This is a genomic window from Pauljensenia hongkongensis, assembly GCF_001746855.1.
Lineage (GTDB): Bacteria > Actinomycetota > Actinomycetes > Actinomycetales > Actinomycetaceae > Pauljensenia > Pauljensenia hongkongensis.
On record NZ_CP017298.1, the window covers coordinates 1,249,345 to 1,250,276 of the forward strand.

Sequence of the window (932 nt, forward strand, 5' to 3'; positions counted from 1 at the left end):
CGGCCTCCGCGTCGACGCCCATGGCGACGGCGGCGGCGACCGCCTGGGCCGCGTTGCCGAGGTTGGCGCGCCCCGGCAGGGCGAGGGCGAGGGGGACGGCGGTCCCGTTCGGGCCGTTGAGGGTCGCGCGCGGCCCCTCGGGGCGCAGATCGACGTCCGTGAGCCACCAGTCGGGCTCGGGCCGACTGGCGAGGGCGGGCAGTTCCTCCCCGGGGCGGGAGGGGATGAGGTGCCATGAACCCTCCTCGCGCACGACGCGCCCGCCCCTGGGGTAGGCGGCGCTGTCCCCTCCCCAGCCGCCGCCCGCGGCCACCCACACGACGTTGTCGTTGCTGCAGGCGGCGGAGACGATGAGCGGGTCGTCGCAGTTGGCGACGACGACGGCTCCGGGGTGGGCGGCCGCGCCCTCGCGCAGTCTGCGCTCGACGGCGCCGATCTCGCCGACGCGGTCGAGTTGGTCGCGCGACAGGTTGAGGTAGACGAAGACGCGGGGCCGCACGGCGTCGGCCACTGAGGGGACGTGCATCTCGTCCACCTCCAGCGCGGCCGCAGAGGCGGTCCGCGCGTTCATGAACGCCGTGATGACCCCCGAGGTCATATTGTCGCCGTTGGTGTTCGAGGCGACGCTCCCGCGGGTCTGGAGGGCTGCCCGCACCATGCGCGTCGTCGTGGATTTGCCGTTGGTGCCCGTGATGACGGCACTGGGGATGCGGGCGGCCAGGTCGGCGAGCACCGTGGGGGACAGGCGCAGGGCGACCTCGCCCCCGATCATGCCGCCCGAGCCGCGTCCCAGCAGGCGCGAGGCCGTCCGGGCGCCCGCTCCGGCCGCCAGTGCGACCCGCGAGCGCAAGGGGAATCGAGGAGTCTGAGTCATGTGCACACGGTAGCGCACATGGCGCGGGCCGGGCCGCGCCGCCCGTCCCCGGTACGGG

At 75.1% G+C, this 932-nt stretch carries 1 protein-coding gene; it reads right to left on the bottom strand.

Annotated features, from left to right (window positions below):
- Nucleotides 1–874, bottom strand: an 874-nt coding sequence (locus BH719_RS10075; RefSeq protein WP_245683261.1) for a Mur ligase family protein, incomplete at its 3' end; no start/stop codon positions are given.
- Nucleotides 875–932: the final 58 nt, after the last annotated feature.